Source organism: Rhodococcus sp. R1101 (genome assembly GCF_000278445.1).
GTDB lineage: Bacteria > Actinomycetota > Actinomycetes > Mycobacteriales > Mycobacteriaceae > Rhodococcus > Rhodococcus gordoniae.
Window position 1 is genome coordinate 1 of record NZ_AJVB01000712.1, and the last position, 1,399, is coordinate 1,399.

General features: G+C 63.9%; 2 protein-coding genes. One reads left to right on the forward strand and one right to left on the reverse strand.

What is annotated here, in order from left to right; translation table 11 throughout:
- Positions 1 to 101 precede the first annotated feature (101 nt).
- The gene (locus R1101_RS0123480; RefSeq protein ID WP_232284820.1) at positions 102 to 854 is read left to right on the forward strand and encodes a LysM peptidoglycan-binding domain-containing protein; all 753 of its coding nucleotides are present in this window, start codon (positions 102 to 104) and stop codon (positions 852 to 854) included.
- 40 nt (positions 855 to 894) lie between these two features.
- Here R1101_RS0123480 and R1101_RS0123485 read toward each other — a convergent pair whose 3' ends face one another.
- Positions 895 to 1,332 (reverse strand): carboxymuconolactone decarboxylase family protein, encoded by a 438-nt coding sequence (locus R1101_RS0123485; protein ID WP_016935615.1) that lies wholly within the window; start codon positions 1,330 to 1,332, stop codon positions 895 to 897.
- Positions 1,333 to 1,399: the final 67 nt, after the last annotated feature.

A 1,399-nucleotide genomic window follows, 5' to 3' on the forward strand; every position in this document is an offset into this window, starting at 1 on the left:
GAGAACGTCGCGATGAGCGCTCGCACTCGTGCGGCTTCGGTGCCGCACTCCTCTCTGCTGACCACTGCTGCCGCCGACGTAGTCGAAGGGACTCCTCGGTAGTGAATTCGGGTAGCGCGCTACGCGTGTACCTGCTGCTGATGGTGAGCAGCATGGTCCTCGGCGGCTCGATCCGAATCGCCGACGTCCACACCACCCGAGGCACGGCCATGGTTACGAAATACGAAGTTGCCGCAGGCGACACCCTGTGGAAGTTGGCGCAGATGTTCTACGGCGACGCAACTCTCTTCCCCGTCATCGCTGTCCCCAACGGCATCGCCGACCCGAACACGATCAGTGTGGGTCAGGAACTGCTCATCCCGTATATCACCCGGCGGCACACCGTCGCGTCCGGCGAAACACTGTCGGGGCTGGCTCAGCACTTCTACGGTGACGGGACTTTCTTTCCGGTACTCGCAGCGGCCAACCACATCGGCGATCCGAACGTTGTCAGGGTAGGTCGATCGCTTCTCATTCCCGAACTCGGGGACGTCGGGCACCACACCGTGGTCGCAGGGGAGACGCTCTCGGAACTGGCACGTCGCTGGTACGGCGAGGCGCAGTTGCATCCGATCATCTCGTTCCCGAACCGCATCGCCGAACCCGACCACGTCGAGGTCGGACGCGTGCTGATCCGCCCGGGACTCAATTTCCGGCACACCGCCGTCGCCGGCGACACCCTGCGGGTCCTGGCGCAACACCACTACGGGAACGCGGAAATGTACCCGATCATCGCGTCCGCCAACCACATCGCCGATCCGAACAAGATCACAGTCGGGCAGGTGCTGTTCTTCCCGGACCTCACCGACTTCTGACGCGGAAGATCTTCCGATCGACGGTGGCGTCCGGCGCAGGTCACGGGGTGACGGGGTAGTGGCTTCGGACGGCGATGCGGTTCCACGCGTTCATGACGATCACTAGCCACGTGATCGCGGAGACCTGTTCGTCGCTCAGTGATCCGTTGTCCCACTCGTGACCACCGGGCTCCATGGGGCGCGTGACGTCTTCGGCGAGCGCGAGCGCGGCCCGCTCCTGTTCGGTGAAGTATTGCGATTCCCACCATGCGGCAAGGACCGCAAGACGATCGGTGGTCTCGCCCTTGTCGAGCGCGTCGCGTGTGTGCATGCGCAGGCAGAACGCGCATCCGTTGAGCTGCGACGTCCGGACCTTCACCAGTTCGGCCAGCTTCGCATCGAGTCCGGCTCGCGCGACGGCCTCCTCGACCTCCTTGTTCAGGGCCAATACGCTCTTGTAGGCGGCCGGGTGCTGCTTACCGAGGTTGACATGCGCCATCGTGAATGTCCTTCCGGCGAGCGATACCGGTCGGAACGGCCGGCTGCTTCATTCTGTCAGCCACGTC